The organism is Gilliamella sp. HK2, assembly GCF_001690265.1.
Lineage (GTDB): Bacteria > Pseudomonadota > Gammaproteobacteria > Enterobacterales > Orbaceae > Gilliamella > Gilliamella apicola_C.
This window is the reverse complement of record NZ_LZGV01000117.1, coordinates 1-22284: the sequence shown is the minus strand read 5'-3', so window position 1 is coordinate 22284 and position 22284 is coordinate 1. Positions and strand designations below refer to the sequence as shown.

15 protein-coding genes, 2 tRNA genes and 1 pseudogene are annotated in these 22284 nt (G+C 33.7%); 8 read left to right on the top strand and 10 right to left on the bottom strand.

Annotation, left to right across the window (positions count from 1 at the left end; genetic code table 11):
* Positions 1-30: 30 nt before the first annotated feature.
* Entirely contained in the window at positions 31-954 is a 924-nt protein-coding gene (locus A9G45_RS13610; protein ID WP_176701605.1) for a siderophore ABC transporter substrate-binding protein, read from the bottom strand.
* Between the two features lie 171 nt (positions 955-1125).
* On the opposite strand from A9G45_RS13610, the gene A9G45_RS13605 reads away from it, so the two are divergent.
* From A9G45_RS13605 to A9G45_RS13595, 3 genes are all read left to right on the top strand, one after another.
* Entirely contained in the window at positions 1126-3090 is a 1965-nt protein-coding gene (locus A9G45_RS13605; RefSeq protein ID WP_065566461.1) for a TonB-dependent receptor domain-containing protein, read from the top strand.
* An 866-nt stretch (positions 3091-3956) separates the two neighbouring features.
* Positions 3957-4403 (top strand): endonuclease, encoded by a 447-nt coding sequence (locus A9G45_RS13600; protein WP_065566460.1) that lies wholly within the window; start codon positions 3957-3959, stop codon positions 4401-4403.
* Positions 4333-4647 (top strand): hypothetical protein, encoded by a 315-nt coding sequence (locus A9G45_RS13595; RefSeq protein WP_065580376.1) that lies wholly within the window; start codon positions 4333-4335, stop codon positions 4645-4647. The genes A9G45_RS13600 and A9G45_RS13595 overlap by 71 nt, the downstream gene beginning before the upstream one ends.
* Positions 4648-5053: 406 nt before the next feature.
* Here A9G45_RS13595 and A9G45_RS13590 read toward each other — a convergent pair.
* A tRNA-Val gene (locus A9G45_RS13590) sits at positions 5054-5130 on the bottom strand.
* Between the two features lie 279 nt (positions 5131-5409).
* Between A9G45_RS13590 and recQ the strand changes: the two genes are divergently transcribed.
* Positions 5410-7239: a DNA helicase RecQ gene (gene recQ / locus A9G45_RS13585; RefSeq protein ID WP_065566458.1), complete on the top strand. Its 1830-nt coding sequence runs from the start codon at positions 5410-5412 to the stop codon at positions 7237-7239.
* Positions 7240-8051: 812 nt separating this feature from the next.
* On the opposite strand, the gene A9G45_RS13575 is transcribed toward recQ, so the two are convergent.
* The 3 genes and pseudogenes from A9G45_RS13575 to A9G45_RS13565 all read right to left on the bottom strand — a co-directional run bounded on the left by A9G45_RS13575 (position 8052) and on the right by A9G45_RS13565 (position 10597).
* A complete protein-coding gene (locus A9G45_RS13575; RefSeq protein ID WP_065566456.1) occupies positions 8052-9623 on the bottom strand; it encodes an HNH endonuclease family protein in 1572 nt (523 codons plus the stop codon).
* Positions 9624-9650: 27 nt separating this feature from the next.
* A pseudogene (locus A9G45_RS15095) lies at positions 9651-10259 on the bottom strand (phage integrase); the annotation flags it as partial.
* Between the two features lie 262 nt (positions 10260-10521).
* A tRNA-Lys gene (locus A9G45_RS13565) sits at positions 10522-10597 on the bottom strand.
* A gap of 288 nt (positions 10598-10885) precedes the next feature.
* On the opposite strand from A9G45_RS13565, the gene A9G45_RS13560 reads away from it, so the two are divergent.
* A complete protein-coding gene (locus A9G45_RS13560; RefSeq protein WP_065568199.1) occupies positions 10886-11557 on the top strand; it encodes an OmpW family outer membrane protein in 672 nt (223 codons plus the stop codon).
* Positions 11558-11608: 51 nt separating this feature from the next.
* On the opposite strand, the gene A9G45_RS13555 is transcribed toward A9G45_RS13560, so the two are convergent.
* From A9G45_RS13555 to A9G45_RS13540, 4 genes are all read right to left on the bottom strand, one after another.
* Complete coding sequence (locus A9G45_RS13555) at positions 11609-14467, bottom strand: valine--tRNA ligase (RefSeq protein ID WP_065568198.1); 2859 nt, start codon at positions 14465-14467, stop codon at positions 11609-11611.
* Positions 14468-14667: 200 nt separating this feature from the next.
* Positions 14668-15516, bottom strand: a complete 849-nt coding sequence (panC, locus tag A9G45_RS13550) for a pantoate--beta-alanine ligase (protein WP_065568197.1) — start codon at positions 15514-15516, stop codon at positions 14668-14670.
* 5 nt (positions 15517-15521) lie between these two features.
* On the bottom strand, positions 15522-16376 hold the full coding sequence (panB, locus tag A9G45_RS13545; protein WP_065568196.1) for a 3-methyl-2-oxobutanoate hydroxymethyltransferase: 855 nt from the start codon (positions 16374-16376) through the stop codon (positions 15522-15524).
* Entirely contained in the window at positions 16373-17215 is an 843-nt protein-coding gene (locus A9G45_RS13540) for a Rossmann-like and DUF2520 domain-containing protein (protein WP_065568195.1), read from the bottom strand. The genes panB and A9G45_RS13540 overlap by 4 nt, the downstream gene beginning before the upstream one ends.
* Positions 17216-17734: 519 nt before the next feature.
* On the opposite strand from A9G45_RS13540, the gene A9G45_RS13535 reads away from it, so the two are divergent.
* Positions 17735-18067 (top strand): DMT family transporter, encoded by a 333-nt coding sequence (locus tag A9G45_RS13535; RefSeq protein ID WP_065568194.1) that lies wholly within the window; start codon positions 17735-17737, stop codon positions 18065-18067.
* A 576-nt stretch (positions 18068-18643) separates the two neighbouring features.
* Here the strand turns inward: A9G45_RS13535 and proA are convergent.
* Positions 18644-19897, bottom strand: a complete 1254-nt coding sequence (proA, locus tag A9G45_RS13530; RefSeq protein ID WP_065568193.1) for a glutamate-5-semialdehyde dehydrogenase — start codon at positions 19895-19897, stop codon at positions 18644-18646.
* A gap of 478 nt (positions 19898-20375) precedes the next feature.
* Here proA and A9G45_RS13525 point away from each other — a divergent pair, with 478 nt between their 5' ends.
* Positions 20376-21740 carry a DNA-3-methyladenine glycosylase 2 gene (locus tag A9G45_RS13525; protein ID WP_065568192.1) on the top strand — a complete coding sequence of 455 codons (1365 nt, stop codon included), beginning with the start codon at positions 20376-20378 and terminating at the stop codon, positions 21738-21740.
* A gap of 298 nt (positions 21741-22038) precedes the next feature.
* Positions 22039-22284 (top strand): transposase (locus A9G45_RS13515; RefSeq protein WP_176701650.1); only part of this gene is annotated, 246 nt, incomplete at its 3' end.

Below are 22284 nucleotides of genomic sequence, written 5' to 3'. Positions count from 1 at the left end.
AATAATAGGAAGATAAATTTATTAATAATCTTATTTTAATGCATTAGTGACTTCGTCTATCTGAAGATTTATGCTTTCAGCACCACCACCAGACAAATACCAAAGATCAGGTGTTAAATAAACTACTTTTGTTTTGCTTTTGTTTAGTACTTTTGGAGAAAAATAGTGTTCAACCATACCTTGATTACCAATTGCTTTACTGCGGTCAACGATAAAAACGATATCTGGTTTCACTGATTTGATGTAATTATCATCAATAAAAACTGGCGCAGGTTTCCCGAGTTTTGATTGCGCAGGCATAATAGTTAGTGGCACAGCACGCTTAACGTTTAGCACATCATGAATCAGCGCTGCACTTGAGCTTGAATTAATAAGTATCATTTTTCCATCATTGTGGATAGTTACAATGGCCTTTTTGGGGCTAGCTTGAGCTACAGATTGGGCATCTTTAATTTTTTTATCTAATGATTGAATAATTTCATTCGCTTTGCTTTCTGACCCTGTTATATTGGCTAGCACTTGAATATGGTTTTTGACCGATTCAACATAATTTTTAGCATCAACGCTTAAATTAATGACAGGCGCTATTTTTGATAGTTCTTCAGTTTTACTAGCTTGACGCCCATCAATGACAATCAAATCAGGCTTAACTTTTTTGATTACCTCAATATTAGGCTCTTTCATATTACCAGTATCGGAGAGCGACGCATGATTAAATTGTTGCAAATAAGATGGAATAACTGATAGTGGAGTTGCAGCAACTATCGATCCTTTTCCTAACGCATCTAAAGTATCTAATGCGCCATAATTCATTACCACTACTTTTTTAGGCGATTTAGGGACAACTACCGTTTGGCTATCAGTAGTTACGCGCATTGTTGATGATTGACAGGCGGTTAATCCTAATACGATCACAGCAATACTACTCAAAAGTAACTTTTTTTTCTTATTCATATCTAAATTCTCGCATTGTTTTAAATGATAATAATTATTATTCAACAAAGAAAGTTTGTCTAGATCTAAATAATTTTTTACAAAGATATTGATAATCATTATCATATAGTGTAGTGTGCTTAGAGATGAAAGGAAATGTAAATATCATTATAAATAATGGGGTTATAATAAATGAACGCAAAAAAGAAGTTTAAGTTGGCAACACATGTCATTAATACTAGTATTTTGTTGTCATTATCAAGTACTGCTATGGCTGTTAGCAATTCAGATACTGATACCATGGTGGTTACCGCATCAGGTTTCTCACAACAAGTGAAAGAAGCGCCTGCGACTATTTCAGTTATTACACCTAAAGAAATCGAAAATAAACCTTACCGCGATGTTACTGATGCACTAAAAGATATTCCTGGCGTAAATATTACCGGTGGTGGTGATTCTACTGATATTAGCATTCGTGGTATGGATGCAAAGTATACCTTGATATTAGTTGACGGCAAAAAAATTAGTACACGTGAAACAAGACCTAATAGTGACAATTCTGGTTTTGAACAAGGCTGGCTACCACCATTAACCGCTATTGAACGTATTGAAGTTGTGCGAGGGCCGATGTCGTCACTATATGGCTCTGATGCCATGGGTGGGGTTATTAATATCATTACCAAAAAAGTGTCAAATAAATGGCAAAGTGGCCTGCGTCTAGAATCAGTTATTCCTTATCGTTCAGAAGAAAAAAATACCTATACTGGTAGTTTCTCAACTATGGGACCGATTATTGATGATATTTTGGGTATCCAACTTTATGGACAATATTCAAGACGCCATGAAGACAAATTTCTAAATGGTCATTCAGGACAAAAATTACGTAGCTTAAATGGTAAATTATCATTAAATGCATCTGATACACAAAAATTTGATCTTGATTTTGGACGATCTTTGCAAAATAGTAACGCAACCGCAGGCAAAACAAGAGATAAATCTAGAAATAATTTTAATCGGGATAATCGCCGTAATTCGTTTGCTCTGACACATAATGGTTTGTTTGGCGATGTATCTACCACTTCCTTTGTTGCTTATGAAGGCAATAACAACCCTAAAAGAAATATGAAAATTCGAAACACCGACGTAGATACACGTGTGACTATTCCTTTTAGTATCAATATGCTGACTTTAGGCGGAAAATATAATTATCAAGAATTACATGATAAAGGAAACCAGCTAAAAACAACATTATCTAAAATCGATCGTTGGAATTATGCGCTATTTGGCGAAGATGAATTACGCATTTTAGAAAATTGGAGCTTAACTTTAGGATTACGTTATAACAAAGATGAAAATTATGGCAGTAACTGGAATCCAAGAGTTTATAGTGTTTGGAATATTGATGATAACTTTACCCTAAAAGGGGGGTATTCTACAGGCTATGCAACTCCACAGCTACGTTATGTTGTAAGTGATTGGGGACAAGTAACTGGAGGCGGATACTCAGATGGGGTAATTATTGGGAATCCAAATTTAAAACCAGAAAAATCAAATAATTTTGAAATCGGGATCGGATATACTAATGATTATGGTATCGATACTTCTGCAACAGCATTTTATACAAAATATAAAGACAAAATTCAGTCATATTATATCTGTAATCACAAACATAACTGTGAGTTAAATGGTTATAGTAAAATATTTGACTTTATACAAGGCCGTGAAAATGTGGGTAAAGCCGATCTTAAAGGTTTTGAATTTTCATTCAAAACACCATTATTAACCGATTTTTTACTAAGCTCTAACTACTCTTGGACAAAAACAGAACAAAAAAGTGGCAAATATAAAGGACGTCCTTTAAATCGAACACCAAAACAAAAATTCAATACCCAACTAGATTGGTATGCCACTGAGCAATGGGATTTATGGGCTAAAATGGCCTATTATGGTGTAGAATCATCTAATAATCGTAGTGGGCAAAAAATTGACTACCCAGGCTATACTTTCTGGGATGTGGGTGCCTCTTTCCAAATAAACAAAGATGCTAAAGTTTATGGTGGGGTTTATAACTTGTTTGACAAAAACGTTTCTAACGAAGATTTTGGTAAAACCTTAGAAGGTCGCCGTTATTTTGTCGGTACCGAAATTAATTTCTAATCAACCAATATTTTATTTTGGTTTATTATTTTAAGGCAGCTTTAATTTAGTTGCCTTTTTTGTAAATAATCCATTAATTTATGCGTATTATTTACTAAAAAATAACCCATATAAAATGTTGATTTTATTTTTTTTGTTTTTGATAAAAATACTCTGTATCAATCATAAATTGAGTTTGCGATATATCTAGGCTTTTACTTACTTGCTCAATTAATGCGATATTGTCAATGTGTTTTTTTTAAATCTTCTACTTCAAATCCTCGTTTTGAGCTGTTTCAGTTACTGATTTTGCCATAAATCACCTTGATTGATTAAATATCTGTTGATATATTTAAAACAGGAGGTGGCTACACCCCACCTTTGATGGTTAATAGACTGCAAATGATATCAATATTATAAACAAGAGAATTAAGCGTATATTTATTCTTTTACTCTTTTAAATCCTTATCGAAAGCTGAGGGTTTATTTTATCAAGTTTCTTGCTGGATGGTTGCTGTTGTAGGATGCTCTACTATAAAAATCGATTTTTTATATAACATATTAAATTTTTTTCAGTTATTGGATTTATTTTAAATGGATTTTATGGGGAAAATAGCTATCTTACTTTTATTTACTCCATTATTGGTTTATTCAGCACAGAACTTTAATTCAGCTAAAACACATTTAACTAAATTATATAAATCAAACCCTGATCAAACTACATTTTATTGCGGATGAAAATTTTCGTGGATAGATAAAAAGGTGTTGTTGATTTTGACAAATGTAGATACCATACAAGAAAAATCAGGCTATAGCTAAATGCATTAAGTGGGACCATGTTATACCTGCCGAAAATTTTGATAGACACTTAACATGCTGGAAAGCAGGTGGACGTAAAGCGTGTCAATCAAATAGCAAGTGATATACATAACTTTCAAGCGGCTATTAGTGAAGTGAATGGCGATAGGTCTAATTATCGTTATTCGCTATTCACTAAAGTATTTAATCAGTATGAAAAGTGTAAAAGTGCTGTGGATTTTAAAGCTTGCATATTCCAGCCACGTGACGAAATTCGTGGAATGATAGCACGTACATATCTTTACATGTCTGATAAATATAAAATCAATTTATCTAATCAAGAAAAGAAGCTAATAATGGCTTGGAATAAAATGTATGCACCTGAAAATTTAGAGTGTAAACGTAATGCGCATATAGCAAAAGTGCAGGGTATGATAACAAGTTTGTTACTGGGCGATGTACACAATGAAAAAGTTAATCGTATTATTTTTAATTATTTTTTGGTCGCAAATTGTAGATGCGGCAGTAATCCATAATATAACGTATCGTGGTTCAGATCCTGATGCAATTAGGTTGATCGGTGGTGTATCTTTTTTTGCTTTGATTTATATCTGTTTTATTATGGTCAATTTTCTATTAGAAGAGAGTGACAAACCAAAGGATGAGCAAGACAAATTAAAGCAAAATGGAGTGCGTTCTAGCAAAAAAAACAAGCCAGTGAACGAGAAATTCAAAAAATACGAAATATACACTTCTAAGAATTTTAAAAAGAAAAAATGAAGTCGCTTGACTGCGTTTTTTTGTGCCTAGATTTTGAGTAATTCACTCAATACCAAATCGACAGCAATGCTATATACACATCATAATAAACAGCATTATCCTAAAGAGCGATTTAACTTTATGAAAAAATTAGGGAAGTAAGCAGGTAGAATGTTATTAAACTGGAAACGAGTTAAGTCAATTATTGAAAATAAGACCCATTCCTTTCACCAAAATAAAACTCAAAATTCAAGCAAAAATCAGTCATAACAATCGCCGATTTTATTGAAATTTTTTCATGTGGAAATTCGTTTATTTTGAAATTGTTAGCATTTAAAGGGCTATTTAATGGTATCTATTTTACCCTACTAATAAAATCTGAATTCAAGGTAATCACTTTAAAGATTTTCTAGATAAGGCTTTAGAATGGTACGCCCGGGTGGACTCGAACCACTGACCCCCACCATGTCAAGGTGATGCTCTAACCAACTGAGCTACGGGCGTATATTTGAAACACGCAAATATTAACTGGCAAATTGCTTTGTATCAAGTAAAAAAATAAAAAATAGCTGTTTTTTTAAGCTGTCGAACAATATTGACTATATAATAAACATTATTTACTTTGAAATTGAAAAAAACTTTGTATTACCATTGATGAAGTCTTTTATTAGTATTTTTTTATTTTTGCGAACAATTGTAAATTTATGAAAATTCTGGGTGGTTTGTTTAAATTAATTTAGCTATACTCGCTTCTTTACGTAGGTGTTACATGTTTAGGATTGTATGTCGATAAAAGATCAGATTGAAGATGTGTTGCAAAATGTATTTGGTTATAAATCATTTAGAAACCAACAAAGGGAAATTATTGAATCTATTATCGATGGACGTGATACTTTAACAATTATACCAACTGGCGGGGGAAAATCTTTATGTTATCAAATTCCCGCAGTTTTGTTATCAGGAACAGCAATAGTTATTTCCCCATTAATTTCCTTGATGAAAGATCAGGTTGATCAATTATCAGCCAACGGTATTGCTGCTGCATATCTTAATGCATCACAATCACAAACCGAACAACAAGAAGTACTAGCTAAATATTTAAATCATTCGATAAAGCTATTATATGTTTCACCAGAAAGGTTGGCTGTATACTCTTTTTCAACATTAATAGATGAACATCCACCTTCATTAATCGCCATTGATGAAGCGCATTGTATTTCACAATGGGGACATGATTTTAGACCAGATTATCGTCAATTAGGTCAGCTTTCATCTCGTTTTCCAAAAGTGCCAATTGTTGCATTGACGGCAACCGCCGACAAAATGACTCAGGCTGATATTATTCATCAACTTAATTTAATCGACCCATTAGTTATAGTAAGAAGCTTTGATCGGCCTAATATTCGTTATACGGTGGTTGAAAAATTTAATCAAACCGAACAAATTGTCTCGTTTATTGAAACACAAAATGGTAATAGTGGAATCATTTATTGTTCAAGCCGTTCTAAAGTTGAAGATATGACCATAAGGCTTGCTGCCCGCGGTTTTTCAGTTGCAGCGTATCATGCTGGGTTGACGAATAATGAACGTCAACAAGCCCAAGAATCTTTTTTAAAAGATGATGTTCAAATTATTGTTGCCACCGTTGCATTTGGAATGGGAATCAATAAACCCAACGTGAGGTTTGTTATTCATGCAGATTGCCCTAGAACTATCGAAGCGTATTATCAAGAAACGGGGCGAGCAGGACGAGATGGTGTGCCGGCTGAAGCGGTACTATTGTTTAATAAAAAAGACTTAGATTGGTATTATCGACAAATTAACGAAAAAATGGATGGTCCACATAAAGACGTTGAACAACATAAAATAAATGCCATGGAAGCATTTGCACAAAGTTTGACTTGTCGCCGAATTGTGTTGCTTAATTATTTTGGTGAGGATCGAACAGAGCCTTGTAATAACTGCGATGTTTGTTTATATCCACCTGAACATTATGATGGTTTAGTTGATGCACAAAAAGTTTTATCTTGCACTTACCGTATTGGGCAACATTATGGTGCTCAATATATTATTGATGTTTTACGTGGATCTGGGCGTTCCCAAATTAAAGAAAGTGGTCATGATAAATTATCACTTTATGGAATTGGCAAGCAGCATTCATCAGCTTATTGGCACAGCGTTATTAGGCAGCTCATTTATTTGGGATATTTATGCCAAAACATATCAACTTATACAACACTACAATTAACGCAAAAAGCGCGTTCAATACTTAGAGGCGAAATATCACTATCTTTGGCTAAACCTCGTTTAGAAATCGTTAAGAAAAGCCGTATAAATCGATATGCTAGAGCAATTAACTTAACAACAATTTTATCTTACGAAGAACGAATTTTATTTGGTAACCTTAAGCGATTGCGAAAAAATATTGCTGACGCAGAGGATATTCCTCCATATATTGTTTTTAGTGATGCGACACTGCTTGAAATGGTTCAAACTACGCCAGCAAGTAAAAAGCAGCTAATTAATATTACTGGTGTAGGTAAAATCAAATTGGAAAAATATGGTAATTTGTTCTTAGATGAAATAAAGGAATTTATGATAAAAAACATGTAATAATTTTTCATCAATTACATATAATAACCATCTTTAGAGAATTTTGATTTATTTGACCCTATAAATAATTTTATGTATTTGCTTATTTTTTAGCGTATTGTAGTGTATAAAAATAAGTAAATGAAAATGAAGACCAAAAGATTAAAATAGTTAGTAACTAAGTTAGCTAACAAGATACTCCCCCAATTGACTTGGATGAGTGAATATCTTTTCAAGTAAATTGACCATCGAAACAACTCTTAATGCAAAATGTCGGAGCATTTTGGTCATAACAAATATCACAGCAAGCAACAATCAGCGCATGATTATAGCAAAAAGCGGTGATGAGTAGTCATAGCGAGCTAGAGCTACCTTATACTATTCTCACCGCAAATTACATTATCTTTGTGTGTTATATTCAATATATGGTCATGTTTAATACATGTGTAAAAAAGATTCAGGAATCTATACCATTTCACCGTAAAGATGATTTATTACATAAAATCCAATTGAGAGTAATAATAAAAATGTCAATAATTGGTTTTCCACATGCTAATTGAATAGCGAATTACAGAGGCAAGGTCGGTTATTTACAACAAGCTATCTAGTTAAATTTTATCAGATTGAAAGGCAATGCTTTATTCTATGATTGGATAACTGACTGGAAAAATGAATGGTGGGTTGTGAGGGAATCAAACCCGCAACCATTTGATTAATAGTTCTTTAAAGTAGCATTTAAAATCAATTGCTTATAATTAATCAAGCGGCTAATAATACCTATATAAACACATTTAGCTATATAAGGATATATTCAACCGCCATTTTACCGCTAATTAATTTTTAAAAGTTGTATTACAATATGGATGAGTTAATTGTCCATTTTCGACTGTAGCTATTCCTCCATCTCGTTTTCTAATAATATGATCAACCGTCATTGCATTTATATGTAACGCTGCGCCACATATTTTACATTTAATTGTATTCTTTAATGATTCAGCAAAAAAAACTTCCGATTTCCTTAATGTATTAAACGTGTTACTCGTTATTTCATTAAACATATCAATATGATTATTCTCGTCATTTATTGTTAAGTAACTATATTCTTTACGTTCAATGATATTATTAATAGCTTCTTGAACTGATTTTGTTTGTAATTCTTCTAAAATGTTTATATAAAAATTCTTTATATGAGGTTGTGCTAAACTTCCTGATCTATACTTTCTTGTAATATTTTGAACCATATAATCGTAATTTTGTAAGAACTCTTCAAATCGAGCTCTCACTTTGGTAAACCAATCGAATTTTTTTTGCTTATCTAATTCCATTATTAATTCTATTGTTGCTGAAAAAGATACTGGTTTATATCGTCCATCTTTCGCATAAAAATATATAGCCGGATGTAATCCTAATGACGATGAATGGACACTGTTAATTCGTTGTAAGAGCTTTAAAACTTTTTTCAAATATTGTTTAGTTATTTCGCCTGTATCATCCTCTGGAATTTTTCCATCATCAATCGAGTCAATACCATTAACTCGATTAACCAAATTTAATATTAGAGATTGGCTTTGCGCTGAAAATGTTTTCCCTCCGATTGGTAAATCAAGAGTTTTAACTGGGATTTTTAACTTTGGTGTAAAAAGAATATCATGAATATCTTTAGCTAAATTTTGTATAGCCTCTTGATCCTCTGTATTATACGCTGACCAATATTTATGGCCTTTACCGCTTCTCAATATTGCTCTTGTTGCAATACCGTTTGGTTTTCTTCTTGTTTTTAATAATTTTAGTTCTGTTTTATCTATGATTGTTGCTTTTTGGTTTATTTTAAAAAACGACAATTCTGCTTTATGTTCATCACCTTCTACCCATTGCACTTGTATTGCTAATGTACCAAGAGTTTTAGATTTTTCTAAAATTTGCTCATTTACTTTTTCTGGATTTGTAAGAGCAAGCTTGAAATCAGAAAAAGGACCTATCTTTTTTCTAACTAAATTTCTAGTTTTTTCTGCCAACGTTATTTGCTCTTCGGGAATAATTCCATCATAAAATTTTTTTGATATATCACCATCCCCAAAATCATCATTTATCCATGCGGCTAAAGCACTTAATCTATGAGCACCATCAATAACAAAAGTAAAACTAGCTCCATTTTTCCAGAGAATAACAGCAGGAATCAAATCTCCTTCTAAAAAACTTTCTATTAATGATACAACTCTTTCAGGATCCCATTCATTTGTTTCTCTTTGAAAATCTGGTTTTCGCAAAGAATGAAAAAAAAATGAACCTTTTTCAAGGTCTCTTGCAGCAATAGTGTTTATATTTGAACCTCTGCTTTTTGATTCTTCTTTTACCTCAAAATCTTCTCTTGGAATTATTGCATCTAAAAATACATTGTTAGCCATTTTATATCCTTAATATTTATTATAAATTTAACTCAATGGATTCAACCTTACCGCATATTCAAAATGCTCAGGTGCAAAATGAGCATATCTCATAGTCATTTTGATGTCGGTGTAGCCGGGGATTTTTTGTAATACTAAAATATTACCACCATTCACCATAAAATGGCAGGCAAAAGTATGCCATAAACATGTGTTAACTGGCGATCTGGTAATTCAATACCGGCTCTGTCGATTGCTGAACGGAACGCTGAGTAACAAGACGTAAATAAGGTGTGAGGGTTCCGTTAAATAACTTGTCACTTATTGGAATGGTTCGATTACCTTTGGTATTGATATAGATGATCTTACTGTCTTTAACTTGAGGGCTTTTAGGTTTTCGGGTTCGCTCCAACGTGCGTCAGTTGCTAAACAGATTTTAACGATAACAGTTAAGTCTTTAGCCGTACTTTGCTCACATGATAAGAGTGAGCCATCAATTTGCTTTTTTGTTAGATTAGCCATTTCTTGCTCATCGGTTTTAAATGAGCGCATTTGTTAAAGTGAGTTGTTGTGTTTCCACTCCCCTAGCCGAATTAACTTATTAAACACGGATTTAAAATACATTAATTCAAAACGCATTATGCGTGGGGCAATTTTTTATTCTGTCAGCCCCGAAATATTTCACCATCAATACGCTTTTGAGCTAAAGCAATAGGTCAATCTCGGCACTAGATTTTACTAGCACGCAGCTAATCTAGCGAAAGAGCATATCCATGCCAATAATTTTTATTTTGAAATGGTAGGAAACAGATTATATACGATTATAAAAAATTGCACCGTCATTTTACCGCCACTCGTTATTTTCATAGGAGTTTCTAAGGAAGGATTTTTATATAACTTATTGATTTTATATTATAAATGGTGGGTTGTGAGGGGATCGAACCCGCGACCAATTGATTAAGAGTCAACTGCTCTACCGACTGAGCTAACAACCCACAAGAATTTATATAGGTATTCTATATAAATTTAACCAACATTGCAAATTACTAATCAATTTTATTTATTAACAATTTGAGATAAATCTCAAAAATATCAAATTTAATATGATAAGATGATTAAAACAATATAATTACTCTATTTAACTTTAATTTCTCATTGGTTAATAGTTACTACCCTTAGCAATTAAAATTTAATACAGCTTTTATGAAAATAATTTAGATTGTTATTGTTTTTAGTGCTTCAACAAGATTTTATGTCATAAATTATAAATAAGGAGGCAAAGAATGAAAATATCATCGGTAGCTATGGTGATTTCAATGGGGTTAGCAAGTTCAACTGCTTATGCACATACTGCAAATGAAATTATTATCCGAGGTGGACCTGTTTATGTTCACCCTCAAGATAAAAGTGATCATGTCAAAGTAGGCGGAGCAAAAACTGATCTAAAAGCAAAAGCGGATAACGACACTCAGCTTGGATTAAACTTTCAATATATGGTTACAGATAATATTGGTGTTGAATTATTAGCTGCAACCCCATTTAGCCACCAAGTTAAATTAGGAGGGGGAAATTCAACAGGGCTTTCTGGCGCTCGTCTTGGTAAAATCAAACATTTGCCACCTACATTAAGCGCTGTTTGGTATCCACTTGATTCACAATATGAGTTACAACCCTATGTTGGATTAGGCATAAATTACACGTTCTTTTTTGATGAAAAACTTAGTAGAGAAGCTAAAAATGCAGGATTTCATGGTTTAGATCTTGATAGTTCTTGGGGATGGGCTGCACAAGTCGGTACAGATTATACCTTTAATAATAATTGGCTTATTAATGCTCAGATCCGTTATATTGATATTGAAACTAAAGCAACTACTCATTTAGGCAATACTAAAGTTACAGCTAATTATAAACTTGATCCATGGGTTGCAATGATTGGTGTGGGCTATAAATTTTAATTTAATAACGCATAAAAAACCTCTCATCTGAGAGGTTTTTAATTACAAAGATTAGAGATTTTTTATTGCAGCATACTGCTCTTGCAGTTTTGCTTTATCATCAATATAACCTTGTTGTTTTTCTTTCTCTTTGGCAACAACTGCTGCGGGAGCCTTGTCAACAAAGCTTGCATTAGATAATTTATTAGTAATGCGAGTAATTTCACCTTCAATGCGAGCAATTTCTTTCTCTAAACGAGCAAGTTCATCTTCTTTATTAATTAATCCCGCCATCGGCATTAATAATTCTGCACCATCTACTAATTTTGTTACCGATAATGGTCCACTTTCACCTTCATCTAATAATACTATTTCAGATAATCTAGCGAGTGATTCAATAAAGCTAATATTATCGCTAATGATTCGGTGCACTGTTGGTGTTGCTTTGCGAATTAATAATTGCAAAGGTTTGCTTGGTGCAATATTCATTTCAGCACGAATGTTACGAACCGCAATAACAACATCTTTAATCCAATTGATATCGGCAACAGCTTCATTATTTAAATGCTGTTTATCACAAGCAGGCATTGGCTGTAACATGATAGTATCAGCTTTGATTTTCATTAATCCTTTTACATTTTGCCAAATTTCTTCAGTAATAAATGGAATAATAGGATGAGCAAGACGCAGCAAAGCCTCTAAAACAGTAACTAAGGTGTGACGAGCCGCGCGTTGCTGTGAAGATTCACCATGGGCTAAAATAGATTTTGTTAGCTCTAAATACCAGTCACAGAATTGGTTCCACGTGAACTCATATAGAATGTTAGCAGCTAAATCGAAACGATAAGTATCAAAAGCTTCACGATAAGCATTAACTGTTTGATTAAATTCAGCAAAAATCCATTTATCCGCTAGAGAGTAATCAAAATCGCCACCATTAAATCCACAATCATGCCCTTCTGTATTCATCAATACATAACGGCTAGCATTCCAAAGCTTGTTACAGAAGTTGCGATAACCTTCCAAGCGTTTTAGATCCCAATTGATATCTCGTCCTGTTGAAGCTAATGCGGCTAAAGTAAAACGTAGTGCATCCGTGCCGTGAGCTTCTATACCATTAGGAAATTGTTTTTGAGTGCGTTTAGCGATTTTTTCCGCTAATTGAGGTTGCATCATGTTGCCAGTACGCTTTTCTAATAGTTCTGGTAGTGAGATGCCATCAATCATATCTAAAGGATCGATAACATTTCCTTTAGATTTTGACATTTTTTGCCCTTCTTCATCACGAATTAATCCAGTTACATAAACCGTTTTAAATGGAACCTGTGGCTTGCCATCTTTATCTTTAATAAAGTGCATAGTCATCATGATCATTCGCGCAACCCAAAAGAAAATAATATCAAAGCCAGTAACTAAAACATTAGTTGGGTGGAACGTGGCTAAATCATCAGTCTTATTCGGCCAGCCTAATGTTGAAAATGTCCAAAGCGCTGAAGAGAACCAAGTATCAAGCACATCTTCGTCTTGGTTAAGCTCAATATCATCAGCAAGGTTATTTTCACGACGCACTTCCATTTCATCTCGCCCGACATAAACATTTCCTTGTTTATCATACCAAGCGGGAATACGGTGTCCCCACCATAATTGTCGAGAAATACACCAATCTTGAATGTCATTCATCCAAGAAAAGTACATATTTTCATACTGTTTTGGCACAAATTGAATATCGCCATTTTTTACCGCTTCAATAGCAGGCTCTGCAAGCACTTTAGCACGTACATACCATTGATCGGTTAGCATAGGCTCAATAACAACACCACCGCGATCGCCATATGGAACGGTTAAATCATGTGGCTCAATTTTGTCTAAAATACCTTGTGATTCACATTCTGCCACAATCGCTTTACGTGCGGCAAAGCGCTCTAAGTTTTGGAACTGAGCTGGAATTGTTGTTTCATATGCTTCGCTTGGCTCGCCATTAGTATCAAATACTTGAGCTTGCTCACCAATATGACCATCAAAAGTTAAGATATTTATCATTGGTAATTTGTGGCGTCGCCCTACTTCATAGTCATTAAAGTCATGAGCTGGCGTGATTTTTACGCAACCAGTACCTTTAGTCATATCGGCATGCTCATCTCCAATAATCGGTATACGACGATTAACAAATGGTAATACAACAAATTTACCAATCAGATCTTTATAACGCGGATCTTCAGGATTAACAGCAACACCGGTGTCCCCCAATAAAGTTTCAGGACGGGTTGTAGCAACAACTAAATAATCTTTACCTTCAGCTGTTTTTACGCCATCAGCTAATGGATAACGTAGATGCCACATTGAACCTTTAACCTCACGATTTTCAACTTCAAGATCTGAGATTGCTGTACGCAATTTGGGATCCCAATTGACTAAACGTTTACCGCGGTAGATTAAATTTTCTTGGTATAATTGGACAAAGACTTCTTTAACTGCATTTGACAAACCTTCATCCATTGTGAATCGTTCACGATCCCAATCAACCGAATCGCCCAAACGTCGCATCTGCTTGGTAATGCTTCCTCCAGACTCTGCTTTCCATTGCCAAATTTTTTCGATAAATGCATCACGCCCATAATCATGCCGCGTTTTATTCTCTTCAGCGGCAATTTTCCGCTCAACCACCATTTGCGTTGCAATACCAGCATGATCAGTACCCGATTGCCACAAAGTGTTATTGCCTTGCATACGATGATAGCGAATTAAAGCATCCATAATAGTTTGTTGAAACGCATGCCCCATATGTAAACTACCCGTTACATTTGGCGGTGGAATAGCAATACAATAACTTGGTTGAGACTTGTCACCATTGGGTTTGAAATAACCGCTTTCTTCCCAATGTTTATAAATAGGTTGTTCAATTTCGTGTGGATTATAAGTTGTATTTTTCATAATAAATGCACAAATCCTGATTTAAAGCATAAAATGGTTGCTATTCTACAGTAAAATAGCCAAACAATAAATTGGCATAACAATAAACTCACGGATTTAATCTGCTTTTTAAGAATTTTTATCAGAGAATGAATTACAAAAAAATACCGCTGACTATTAAGCGGTATTTTCATAATTGTCATTCATAATTTTGTCTACAATTATTGCTGTTGGTAAATAAAATTATCAATTAATCGTGTTTTACCAATATAAACCGCCAAGGCACATAAACTATCTTTGGCAAGCATATTAATCGATGCTAATGATGCTAGATCGACAAATTCAATATAGTCAATTTTAGCCAAAGGTTGGTTGGAAATAACATCATCCATTGCTTTCTTAATAATTGTTACTGACTTTTCGCCCTGCTTTATCATTTTTTTAGCGCATTCAATTGCTTGATAAAGACAAACAGCAGCCTTACGTTCATTTTCAGATAAATAGCTATTACGTGAGCTTTTAGCCAAACCATCTGCTTCGCGCACAATCGGGCAACCGATAATATCAATATCGAAATTTAGATCACTGACCATCCGTTTAATGACAACTAATTGTTGTGCATCTTTCTGCCCAAAATAGGCGCGATCGGGTTGAGTAATATTAAATAATTTGGTAACAACCGTACATACACCTTTAAAATGTCCTGGGCGCCTTTTTCCACATAACGCATCTGTTAAGTTATTCACATCAACATAGCTACTAAAATTAGGCATATACATTTCACTTGCCGTTGGGTGAAAAATCAAATCAACGCCCATTTGCTCACAAGCTATTTTATCTCGTTCTAAATCGCGTGGGTAACTATCTAGATCTTCTGACGGACCAAATTGTATAGGGTTAACAAATATGGTCACAATTACTTTTTGGTTATCTTTTTTAGCCGCAGCCATTAAACTTTGATGACCTTCGTGCAAAAATCCCATTGTTGGAACAAGACCAATACTATAACCTGCTTGTCGCCAAACTTTAACTTGTTCTCGCACTTGTTTTATTGTCGTTACAACATTCATTTGTATTAACCCTTTTTGTTAACAGTAAATTCAAGTTTAAGTTTTTCTATAATGTCGTTATCAATGGCGAACTCATGAATTGCCGCTGGGAACTGTTGTTCATTGACTTCTTGACAATACTGTTTAAAAGCTTGTTTCATTTGATCACCGATTGACCCAAAAGATTTTACAAATTTTGATGATATGCCATCATACATGGATAACATATCTTGATAAACAAGCACTTGCCCATCACAATTCACGCCAGCGCCAATACCAATGGTAGGTATACTTACTAATTCTGAGATAATTTTTGCTAAATCAGCAGGCACACACTCTAATAAAATGGCTACAGCGCCGGCTTGTTCAACCGCTAAGGCATCAAGAACAATATTTTTAGCCTCTTGATAATCCTTGCCTTGAACTTTATATCCCCCTAAAGCAAGCACGGATTGAGGCATTAATCCTATATGTGCAATAACAGGAATCGAAGCTTGCGTAATCATTTTGATATGCTCACAAAATGCTTGCCCTCCTTCAAGTTTAACCGCTTGCGCTTGACCTTCTTTAACTAAGCGACCCGCATTTAAAACAGCATCGTAAACCGAGGTGTGATAAGACATAAAAGGTAAATCTGTAACAACAAATGCGGATTTTGCTGCTCTTGCGACCGCTTTTGAGTGGTGGATCATATCATCCATCGTAACCGATACGGTGCTATCGTAGCCAAGCATAACCATACCTAAAGAATCACCAACTAATAAACAATCCACGCCACTTTCGTCCATCAATTTGGCTGTCGTATAATCATACGCCGTCAACATGGTAATTTTCTGACGGTTTTGTTTACGCTTTTGTAAAGTAACAATAGTATTTTTCAAGATAACAACTCCAATTCTAATTGTCGATAATCCTTATTTGGATGCTTTGTTCGACTCATTTTAAGTAAAATAGCGGATAATTGTTGATAAATAGACTTATATTCGGCTGGCAAAGCATTTAAATGTTGTTTAATTGTTTCAACATCTCCTCGCTCAACAGGCCCAGTTAAGGCTCCAATAACCCCCACACGGCAAACCGCATTAGCATTATCTAGAAATAAAGCGTGCCAAGCCTGTTCAGTAAATTCTTTGTCTAATCCACTTTGAGCCAGCAAGCTAGTCCCAACTTGTGCTAAAGCAATAACCTGATTACTTAACATAACACAAGCAGCATGATAAAGATGCTTTTTCTTGGCTGAAAGGATCGCGATAGGATTTTTTAATAGGCTTAAACGCTTTTGTAGCTGAAAAATCACGTTGTTATTAGCTTCTAACGTAAAAAAAACTTTCGGCATGGCATGATAACAATCAAACCGATCATATATGGCATATAAGGGGTGTAAAGAAAAAGCAAAAGGATGAACAGATTGATTATTGATAAAGATATGCGATGTAAGCAAACCACTACAGTGACCAATCCATTTATTAGTAATAGGCAACAGACAAAGATCTTGCCAAACATTAGTTACTTGGTCATCGGGCACTGTGAGCAATAAGCAATTACAGTCATTAACTAAATCAGCTAAAGTTGAATATGCTTGGCTTTGGGTAAAATCGCTCGCCTCTTGTGTGTGAGCATAGGTTCGACTATAAAATCCCGCTACCTTTATGCCACATAAAGTAAAATGCTTTGCTAGTGTACATCCTACTTTACCTGCACCAATAAAACCAATAATCATTATCACTATAAATTGTTTAATAATTATCGCATTATAGCCCAATCGGTTTGATATTCAATCAATTTAACTATTGATAACAAATAAAATTTATTGTGGTATTCCTAATATCAAGTAGAGACAAAACCACTAAAAAACAGAAAATTATTTGCAATTCAAGCACAGAAAAACAAGTCCTCCGATAAAAAGATGTTTAATAATATTACGATGTTTATATATAAATATTTAACATTACAAAAAACTACTAAGCGCCTTATTTTTAGGTATAATAATTGTATAGAGATAGTTACTGTTTTTTGTATATAGTGGATACGAGGGCTAAAATAACTGATCATACTCAGTTGGCTATTGTTAAGCACCCCCTCACACCACCATAAGTATCTTCCATTTCAAGTATTAATAACTATCTATTTTACCTTTTATTCATAACTAATGATGTAAAAACAAAACACCGAAAAATATTAATTATATCTATTAACTTTAGATAATTATCTTCTTAATTTAACAATCATAGGCACTTATATGAATTCATATTTATTACTATTTTTTGCAATTATTTGTGAAGTAATAGCTACATCTTCATTGAAACTATCAAATGGCTTCACTAATTTGATGTTCTCAATTATTACTATTATTGGCTATAGTGCATCGTTTTATCTTCTTTCATTAGCATTAAAAACCATCCCTGTTGGTATTGCCTATGCGATTTGGTCTGGAATCGGCATTGTATTAATCAGTTTAATTGCGTGGATCTTTCTAAAACAAACTTTAGATTTAGCAGCACTAATAGGCATGGGATTTATCATGTTTGGTGTGGTGATTATTAATTTATTCTCGAAAGTTGCGGGACATTAACCTCTAAATATGATGATTTTTTATTAAAAATAGCATTAGCTTGAACAAAATATTGAAGTATTTTATTCAGCTAATGCTATAAATTGCGTTATTAATCGTTTTTTAAAACCCTTTTATAATCGAACGTCATTTTAAATAAACCTAAAATACAATTCACAGTTTTAGCAAGATTATTAATTTAGGCATAAATTACAAAATATTTTGTAATTGGATATACAAATAATGAATAAACCAGCAATGCTTCTATTACTATTATGCTTGAATTATACGTATATAAAATAATCTTAAACGATTACCCAACGTTATTAGCCATTTGACACATTGTGGCATATTATCATTATGTAAAAAAATATTTACATTTAATTTATCACCCATTTAATTTGCAAGTAAACGGCAATAGTGAGTTAACAAAGATATCGACTAAAATTAAGCTAGGTCGGGTTCTAAAAAGCCCAATTGAAGTTTGATAATTTTTATCGTTTTATTCATTTGTAACCCTACTCCTAGATTATAAACACTTAATTATAAAAACTTAGATGTCAAATTAAGTTGAAATCATTAAAAACGGTTCTTTGATTATCGGCGGATTAAATCATCGCCATAACCAACCCATTTATAAGTAGTTAAAGCTTCAAGCCCCATTGGTCCTCGTGCATGTAATTTCTGTGTGCTGACAGCCACTTCAGCGCCTAAGCCAAACTGTCCACCATCGGTAAAACGTGTTGAAGCATTGACATAAACTGCTGCCGCATCAACCAAATTAGTGAATTGCTGTGCATTAGATAAATTACGGGTTAAAATGGCCTCGGAATGACCGCTACCATATTCACGAATATGTTCTACGGCGAGTTCAAGTGAGTCAACCATGACTACATTTAAATCTTTTGATAGCCATTCTTGGCGTAAGTGCTGATCTTCAACAGCAAAAACATTTGCAACACAAAATTTTAATATTTCATAAGAATTGGGATCAGCATGCAACACAACATCATTATCAGCCATAATTTGACTAAATTTAGGTAAGAATTTATCTGCAATGTTTCGATGAATAAGAAGCGTTTCAAGCGTATTACACGTACTTGGTCGTTGAGTTTTAGCATTTACGATAATAGAAAGAGCTTTATCATAGTCAGCGCTTTCATCAACAAAAATATGACAGACACCAATACCACCAGTAATGACAGGAATTGTTGAATGCTCACGGCATAATTTATGTAAGGCAGCACCTCCACGTGGAATGATCATATCAACATATTGGTCCAGTTTAAGTAATTCAGTAATGTATTTGCGATCAGGATTATCAATACATTGTATTGCTGCTTTAGGTAATCCCGCTTGGTCTAATGCCTGCTGAATGATAGAAATAGTCACAGCATTTGTGTGCATGGTCTCTTTTCCACCTCGCAATATTGCTGCATTACCCGTTTTTAAGCAAAGCGTAGCAATATCAATGGTGACGTTTGGCCGAGCCTCATAAATAACGCCAATCACCCCTAAAGGCACTCGGCGACGTTGTAGCTTTAAACCACTATCTAGGGTTGAACCATCAATAATTTGACCAATGGGATCGGTTAATGAAACCACTTTACGAACATCATTAGCAATAGCCATTAACCGCTCAGGGGTTAATAATAACCGATCAATAATAGCCGCGCTCAGCCCCTGTGTTTTTGCTATTTCAATATCATGCTCATTTGCAACTAAAATAGCTGTGCAGTGCTGTTCTAATAAATCAGCAATCATCGTCAATACTTTATTTTTGACTGTTATTGGACATTGGGCTAATTGGTATGATGCCAGTTTTGCAGCTTTACCCATTTGTTGTAACATTATTATCACCATTAAGTTATATTCTTGTTTGCATCACTTCATTTTTTAAATGACTGTGTTTTACTAGCTATATCATTCTAATCTATAAAAATTTATTTACGAGCAGTATTTTTGAGCCTATCTAAATTATAGATTTAATTTCTTAAATAAAACATGAGCATAACTGTTAATATAATATTGAAATAAACCAGTATTATAAAAGCAAATATTTTCACCTCAAAAAGTTGTTCAGAAAACCCATTGATTTTATTGAAGTTTTTATTTCAATTTATTTATACTAAATCAACATGTTATAAATGATAAAGTCGCCTACATTGAGACATATGAAAGTTTATATTTAATACCTCCTTTCTTTAATTAAATTTTGCCAGAAAAATCACTAAATTTATTGTAATTAACATTGAATTCCGATTTTTGGAAAAATATTCAAACACAATGGTGATATGATGGCTTACTTGATTAAATTTGGGTATTCCTAATGGAAAAATATACAACAGAGGTATTTAGGCAAGCTCGTATAAGCAGAGATCCTCGGTTTGATGGCAAAGTATTTATTGCTGTTAAAACAACAAAAATATTTTGTCGAACAATTTGTCCTGCAAAACTACCACTGGAAAAAAATGTTACCTACTACTTATCCAAAGAAGAAGCCCTTAGCGCAGGTTATCGCCCGTGTTTTCGTTGTAAACCCGAATTCTCGCCAAATTTTAACGCGCTTTCTCGTTACTCTATATTTACGCAACAAGCTATAAAGTTGATCCAATCAGGAGAAATGCTGACATCTAGTGTAGAAGATATTGCATCAGCCTTATTTACTTCCAGTAGAAATCTAAATAAAGCGTTTACAAAAAACTTAGGAATACCTTTAAAACAGTTTCAAGATATGACAAAAGCATTATTTGCGAAAAAACTGTTATACTCATCAAATTTAAGTATTGTTGAAATATCAGAAGCGTGTGGATATAGTTGCGTTAGTGGTCTTTATAACCTGATTAATCGATTTTTGAAAGTTCCAGTTCGAAAATTACTTAGTAAAACTAAGGATGGGGCGAAACTAACAATTGATTTAAAAATACCTTATATAAATTTTTACAATTGGGATTTTTTTCTCACATTTCAATCAAAAAGGCTTATTAGCAACATCGAAAGTATCGAAGGTAGAGTCTATCGACGCACAATAGAAATTGAAAATATCAAAGGCTACTTTGAAATCAAGTGCGAAGATCGTGTTTTTATTATAACTTTATCTAGGTCATTTCTACCCAAAATGGCAGAAGTCTTAAGAAAAATTTCAGCCATGTTTGATTTGAATTCAAATATTAATTTTATTGAAGATCGGCTTAAAAATTTATATCCATCTATAATAAAAAATAAAGGGTTGCATATTCCTGGTGTTCTTTCGCCATATGAAGCAGGAATTCGAGCTATATGTGGTCAACAAGTCTCTGTTTCCGCGGCGACCAATTTACTAAATCAATTTGCTTCTATTTTTCACAAAAAAGATGAACAAGCAAATCATTACTTTCCCTGCCCAAAAGAAATTACAGCGTCTGGGTTAGACAGAATGAAAACAACTCAATCCAAAAAAAATACATTATTTGCATTTTCTCAGTGGTGCTGCGATTACGATATAAATTCACATATCGATAGTTTGAGCCAAGTAAAAGGTATTGGTCCGTGGACTATCAATTATATAAAGTTAAGAGGAATGAATGCTTCAGATATTTGGATGGAAACGGATTTAGGTATAAAAAAAGCGCTCGATAAATATGAGCTTCGAAATAGTGATAGTGCTGCACCGTGGAGAAGCTATTTGAGTATTCATTTATGGAGCAATTTGTGATGTATTTTGATCAACTTACATGCCCAGAATCATTTCCTTGGCATTTTGCAAATATAGTTGCTACAAATGAACATATCATTGAAGTAATGTTTTCTAACACAGCATCAGAAATTAATAAAAACAAAATCACTGAATTATGTAAACAGCAATTAATACTCTATTTTTCTAAAAAATTGACCACTTTTTGTCTTCCTTTCATATCTCAGGGAACACGCTTTTGTAACTGTAACTACCCCCTAAAATAGTACAGCAAAAAAGTAGAAAATTCTCTATGATAAAAGTAAAAGAGGATTCAATGATGAAAAAAATGACTGAACATCAAATCGTCGCTATTTTAAAAGAAGCAGAAGCAGGTATTCCTGTCAAGGAACTCTGTCGTAAATATGGCATGGGTAATTCAACTTTTTATAAATGGCGGGAAAAATATGGCGGTATGGAAACTTCAGACATCAAACGTCTAAAAGAACTCGAAGCGGAAAACCGCAAGCTTAAGCAGATGTTTGCCGAACTGAGCTTAAAATCCCAGCTTCAGGAAGAAATCATA